This window comes from Rothia sp. HMSC065D02, from assembly GCF_001815285.1.
In the GTDB taxonomy this organism is placed as follows: Bacteria; Actinomycetota; Actinomycetes; order Actinomycetales; family Micrococcaceae; genus Rothia; species Rothia dentocariosa.
In genome coordinates, this window is sequence record NZ_KV820064.1 from 1 (window position 1) to 5911 (window position 5911).

The 5911-nt window shown below is 53.2% G+C and carries 5 protein-coding genes; all 5 read left to right on the forward strand.

The window, feature by feature from the left end:
* Positions 1-102: 102 nt before the first annotated feature.
* The 5 genes from HMPREF3016_RS01220 to dnaB all read left to right on the forward strand — a co-directional run bounded on the left by HMPREF3016_RS01220 (position 103) and on the right by dnaB (position 5683).
* Entirely contained in the window at positions 103-420 is a 318-nt protein-coding gene (locus HMPREF3016_RS01220) for a hypothetical protein (RefSeq protein WP_004005956.1), read from the forward strand.
* A gap of 739 nt (positions 421-1159) precedes the next feature.
* Entirely contained in the window at positions 1160-1960 is an 801-nt protein-coding gene (locus tag HMPREF3016_RS01225; protein WP_070739548.1) for a class I SAM-dependent methyltransferase, read from the forward strand.
* 176 nt (positions 1961-2136) lie between these two features.
* Positions 2137-3306 (forward strand): nucleotide disphospho-sugar-binding domain-containing protein, encoded by a 1170-nt coding sequence (locus tag HMPREF3016_RS01230; RefSeq protein WP_246828407.1) that lies wholly within the window; start codon positions 2137-2139, stop codon positions 3304-3306.
* A 43-nt stretch (positions 3307-3349) separates the two neighbouring features.
* Entirely contained in the window at positions 3350-4213 is an 864-nt protein-coding gene (locus tag HMPREF3016_RS01235) for an SDR family oxidoreductase (RefSeq protein ID WP_070739554.1), read from the forward strand.
* 111 nt (positions 4214-4324) lie between these two features.
* Positions 4325-5683 carry a replicative DNA helicase gene (dnaB, locus tag HMPREF3016_RS01240; protein WP_013398176.1) on the forward strand — a complete coding sequence of 453 codons (1359 nt, stop codon included), beginning with the start codon at positions 4325-4327 and terminating at the stop codon, positions 5681-5683.
* Positions 5684-5911 lie beyond the last annotated feature (228 nt).

Genomic DNA, 5911 nt, shown 5'->3' on the forward strand with positions numbered 1-5911 from the left:
TAAGAGGAAGTGCCGCCTCCTGAACATATACTGGATGGGAGGCGGCACTTGCTGTTACATCAAGGATCACCGTTGTGAGCTACTCTCGGTTAGGCTAGATATATGGCGAAAAAATCTTTCAATCACCTTCCCCCCAGCACTCAACTTTTGCGGGTCGGCATCATCTTCGAGGCAGTAAGTGTTGTACTTGTGATACTTGCCTTTATTCCTTTTCCCTCGCTCACGGTGAATGCCATCCTGTTTTATATCACGATAATCGTGGGTAGTTTTACCTCTGTGATCGCCTTTATCTGTGCCATAGTGGGGCTTATTCGGTTTGTGCGCCATCGCATCGCAAATATTGTATTGGCGGCGGTATCGGTGCTGATAAACCCGGTGACCGTGGTTTTGGCTGATGCTCTTCTGAACTCTAACGGATAAATTACTGTCGCACGGGGATCGTGCGCTGCACACTGGGGCATCGCTGAAGTTCTTCCCAGTATTTCTTGCGGGGACTTTCAGGTGTTTTTCAGCCAAACCCCAAGGTTCCTCAAGGTAACTACGGTTAACTAGAAGTGTTGGTTCGAGAGGACTGCGATGTGAATGTGTGTGTTTCAGAGAGTGGATATGCTCTCGTGGAACTGAAAAGCGAGGCTACTGTGTAGCCTCGCTTTTCAGTTTTAAAACTCTTCCTTCTTTCGGTTAGTCATCACAATCTCATGCACGGCACCGGATACAGCGTGTAATTCTCTGCGATATATGCCCTGTAAGGAAATTCTGATCCATGGCCTTGTGTCTACAGCGCACACAACTCCTCGCATTCACAGATATTCCCAAGGTTTAACTCACGAGGAATAAAGGTTGACGGCTCATAGTTATATCAGGTAGTTCGAGAGGACTATCTGAAAGTTGGACTTTCCTTAGCGGAAGTGGCTCTGATTTTCGTATGTATGTGTGTGTGATTGAGGCTGAGATCGAATCTTCGGGTTCGGTCTCAGTTTCGTTTAACCCTTAGTCTGCGTTCCGCACATAAAGCCACAGAAAACAATGGCGTAGTACCGGCGTAACAGGAGGTTTGCAAGATACAGCATAAGAAAAATGCGGCTACCTCATAACGGAGTGTAGAATTAGAGCATAAAAATCTTGCATATTAAATACGAATTATCACAGGAGATTTATCGTGCATAAAACCCCGAACGTTCCCGGTACCGATCGTCCCGCTGAAAAAGCCGCCGGACACTGGCTGCTCGCCCAACTCGGTAAGAAAGTCCTTCGCCCCGGTGGGCGCGAAACTACAAACTGGCTGCTCAGCCGCGCGCTTGGCGGGCAGATCGACGTAGTCGAATTCGCACCCGGACTAGGTATTACGGCGCTCGAAATCGTCAAACGCAGCCCCAAGACCTACACCGGTGTAGATCTTGACCCAAAGGCGGCTGAAATCGTGCGCGGGCGCATCGGAAACAACCCCAACTACACGGTCGTGAACGCCGGGGCGCAGGAGACCGGGCTGCCCGATTCCAGTTACGACGTGGTGGTGGGCGAGGCTATGCTGACCATGCAGACCGACAAGCACAAGCTGGAAATTATGCGCGAGGCGGCGCGCATCCTACGGCCGGGCGGCTACTATGCCATTCACGAGCTATCGCTAACCCCCGACTACCTGCGCCCTGAGGTTCAAGAAGAAATTCAGAAGGACCTGGCACGAAGCATTCGCGTGAACGCACGCCCGCTTACGGTTGCCGAATGGACCCGCCTTGCCGAAGAAGCCGGGTTTGAGGTGTTAGACGTATATCAAACCGATATGGCTCTTTTAGAACCCAACCGCATGATTGCCGATGAAGGGGTGGGCGGACTCGCCAAGATCATGTTCAACCTTGCACGCAAACCGCAGATTCGTGAGCGCGTGCTGGGTATGCGCAGTGTTTTCCGCCGTCACGCCGACCATATAGGCGCTATCGGTCTGGTTCTACGGAAGAAATAACTACGATTTGCGCGGTCAGAAAACGGAGCCTGAGTTTTCCCGATACAGTGGGAGGATTACTGAGGCTCCGTTTTACACTAGATATATATGAGGCGTAGACCCCACTCAAGCATGTGTATGCCCCCCCGCTGGAGAAGACAATGAGCCGTATTCTTTTCTCTCCCGAAAGCTTTAATATGGGTGAAACCACGCGCGGCATCGAAATAGCGCGTGTTGCTCAAGACCGAGGGCACAAAGTCCTCTTCCATATATACTCACCCAAATACCGTGGGTTGCTGGAAAGCGCGCGGCTTCCCGTGCATCTTCGTGAACCCATCATGACTGATGCCGAAGCGAAACAACTCATGGCGCTTGACCAAGGCAGGGGAGTGCGGCATCCCTTCACCACCGAGAAAGTACGCCAGAGGGTTACCGTAGAACTTGCTGCTATTCGTGACTTTAACGCAGATGCCGTGGTGATCGGCTCTAACCCGACTATGCTGATCTCCGCGCGCATCGCCGGTGTACCTATTTTCTATGCGCGCCCTTACGCATATTCAACGACCTATTTTTCTGCGAAATCTGCTGGTGAAGCCCCCTCAGCACCGGGATGGTTACGCGCACTGATTCGGGCAATATCTTATAAACCAGCCTCGTTCACTCGTGTAGCCCGCGAACATGGAATCAAACTTCCGCGCCGTACCGTCGATATGTTCAGCGCTGACGTAAACCTTATCTGTTCTCTTTTTACCGAGCTGCGCGGCGATCCGTTAACGGCACCGGATGTCAGTGTGGGACCTATCTACTACCGTGCTACCGGTGAACTTCCGCGGATTGTTCGGGAACCTAAAAAACGACCACTTATCTACGTAGGGATGGGCTCGTCCGGGTCTGCGCGCATCTTGGCGGCGGTGCTGCGGCAACTTTCAACGGCACCGGTAGATGTGCTGGTCGGTGATGGGGTGCTGTTATCGGATGCTGATGCGCGCTCGCTGGGTGACAATATTCACCGTGCGGGAACTGTCCCGGCTCATCTGCTTGCTGGGCACATTGATGCCTCAATCACGCACGGTGGTGAAGGAACCGTGCAGACAGCGTGCCTGGCGGGAGTGCCGTTCGCGGGTATCGCCATGCAGGCCGAGCAACGCTGGAATATTGAGGAATGTGCACGGTACGGCAACGCCCTGCGCTTCGCGAAACATGATGTGCACCGAGGCCAGATGCACGGCATTCTGGATCGTTTACTTTCAGATGAGACCATGCGCGCCAAGGCTCGACAGCTCAGCAAGGCAATGCGCGGCATGGACGGTCCAACCCGCGCCGTCGAGGTGATTGAGGGCTATCTCAAAGACTGTAATCCTGCCTAAAGGGTGCGAAACTTTGTTCACAGAACCACAGCGAGGTGAAAAGATGAATATTTTGGTTGTTGGAGCATCGGGCTATGTGGGGCGTCATATTGTGGAGCAGGCGCATCGTCGCGGGCATCGGGTGCGTGCTGTGGTGCGCGATAAGGCTCGGGCTGAGAGCGCCGGGGCGTGGGGTGCACCATCGCTGGCGGATAGGGTAGATGAGTGGGTGGTTGGTGATGTAACCGACCGTTCCTTGACAGAAGGAGTGTGCGATGGCGTTGATGCGGTTATTTCGGCACTAGGGGTGACTCGGCAGAAGGCCGACCCCTGGGATATTGACTACCGTGCGAACCTAAATATATTGGAGTCTGCGCGCGCCCATGATGTCACACGTTTCTGCTATGTGAACGCCATACACGCCGAGTCGATTCGTTCGCAGCTCACGCGTGCGAAAACGGCTTTCGCGCAGGCATTGATCCAGTCGCCGCTGGCGCATCAGGTGGTGAGCCCGAGTGGATACTTCTCAGATATGAGCGCTATAGCGCAGATGGCACGCCGCGGCCGGGTGTATCTTCTGCGACCGCAAGGGCGGCTTAACCCCATTCACGGGGCGGATGTTGCCGCATACTGTCTTGATAAGGTGGAATCTGCTCAGGAGGGATCCTACGATATTGGTGGTCCCGAGGTTCTCTCGTGGCGTGAGGTAGCACAGTACGCTTTTGAGGCGGTGGGACGCCCCGCGAAGATCACGGTTATCCCGCCCCGGTTAGCAGACGGTGTGGTGAAGGTGATCGGCCTTATCAAACCGCGCGTGGCTGATACTTTATCGTTTATGCTGTGGGGCTTAACGCATGATTGTGTGGGGGAGCCGACGGGAACGAATAGTCTTCGAGAGTTCTACCGGGAACAGACACAGAATTTATAAGGCGGTGTACATTTCAACAAGCGTTCATGAGAAACTAGCATAGAAGTTCTGCAGAAATTGCTTCTGGAACGCCATAAGCATCGGATAAAAACGCGATTTTGAGGAAAGAGCATGTCTGAAACTGCCATCGATTATGGTTCTCGCACCCTGCCGCACGATGATGTCGCGGAGCAGTCGGTGCTGGGCGGCATGATGCTCTCCAAAGACGCTATTGCCGATGTGGTAGAGACTCTGCATGCGGGAGATTTCTATAAGCCGCAGCATGAACTGATCTATGAGGCAATTATTTCTCTGTACGGTCACGGCAACCCCGCCGATGCGATTACGGTAGCGGATGAGCTCAAGGGCCGCGGTGAACTCACACGAGTCGGTGGGGCAACATATCTGCATACGCTTATCGCTTCGGTTCCAACCGCTGCGAATGCCCAGTATTATGCTGAGATCGTCAAGGAACACGCGGTTATGCGCCGTCTGGTAGAGGCTGGCACTAAGATCGCCCAGCTCGGTTACACGAGCGAGGGCGAGGTAGACTCGCTGGTTGATCAGGCACAATCTGAGATTTACGCAATTTCAGATGGCAACGCGAAAGAGGATTACGTTACCTTCTCAGATGCCTTAGAAGCCACGATGAACGAGATCGATGCGAACTCGAACCGCCCGGATGGTGTTTATGGCGTGCCCACGAGCTTTATTGAGTTTGATGAGCTCACCGGTGGTTTGCATCCGGGGCAGATGATTGTGGTTGCCGCGCGTCCCGGCGTGGGTAAATCGACGTTGGCACTGGATATCGCCCGTTCTGCTGCGATTCACCATGATATGACGACGGTCTTTTTCTCCTTGGAAATGGGTCGCACCGAGCTTGCAATGCGTGTGCTTTCGGCGGAGGGCCGCATTTCGATGGGCCGCCTCAAGAAGGGAGATCTTGACCAGGAGGGATGGACCAACTTGGCGACCCTGCAGGGAAAAATAACCGGTGCACCGCTTTTTATTGATGATTCGCCGAACATGACGCTCATGGAGATTCGTGCGAAATGCCGTCGCCTTAAGCAGCGCAATCAATTGCAGCTTGTGGTGCTGGACTACCTGCAGCTGATGAGTTCGGGAAAGAAGGTTGAGTCTCGTCAGCAAGAGGTTTCGGAGTTTTCCCGTAGTCTCAAACTTTTGGCGAAGGAACTTGAGGTTCCGGTCATTGCGCTGTCGCAGCTGAACCGTGGTTCGGAGCAGCGCACCGATAAGCGCCCAATGATCTCTGATCTGCGTGAATCCGGTTCAATTGAGCAGGATGCGGATATGGTGATTCTGCTGCATCGTGAGGATATGTACAACCCCGATAGCGATCGTGTGGGTGAGGCAGACATGATTATTGCGAAGCATCGTGGCGGCCCAACGAAGACTATTCCCTTGGCGTTTAGCGGTAAGTACTCGCGGTTTAATAACATGGCTTCTGAAACTCCACCGCAGCAGTATTAGCGGAATCTAGAGCATTTGAGCGTAAGAAAGGCGTTGCTTGACCGGTATTTTTACCGGGAGGGCAGCGCCTTGAGTCTTTAAGAATTTTCGGAGTATAAGGAGTTTTCGTGAATGAGGCTTTCATGGAAGTAAACACCCAAAATATTATGTGATGTACTACATATTATCTCGGTTTGCAAAGCACGGAAAGCCTCTGTATAGTTGTATGAGTCGCCGCGGCGAACGGGG

Bases quoted from the DNA above. Each gene is read 5' to 3' on its own strand.
- HMPREF3016_RS01220 (WP_004005956.1), top strand. From the start codon at position 103: ATGGCGAAAAAATCTTTCAATCACCTTCCCCCCAGCACTCAACTTTTG.
- HMPREF3016_RS01230 (WP_246828407.1), top strand. From the start codon at position 2,137: ATGGGTGAAACCACGCGCGGCATCGAAATAGCGCGTGTTGCTCAAGAC.
- HMPREF3016_RS01235 (WP_070739554.1), top strand. From the start codon at position 3,350: ATGAATATTTTGGTTGTTGGAGCATCGGGCTATGTGGGGCGTCATATT.
- dnaB (WP_013398176.1), top strand. From the start codon at position 4,325: ATGTCTGAAACTGCCATCGATTATGGTTCTCGCACCCTGCCGCACGAT.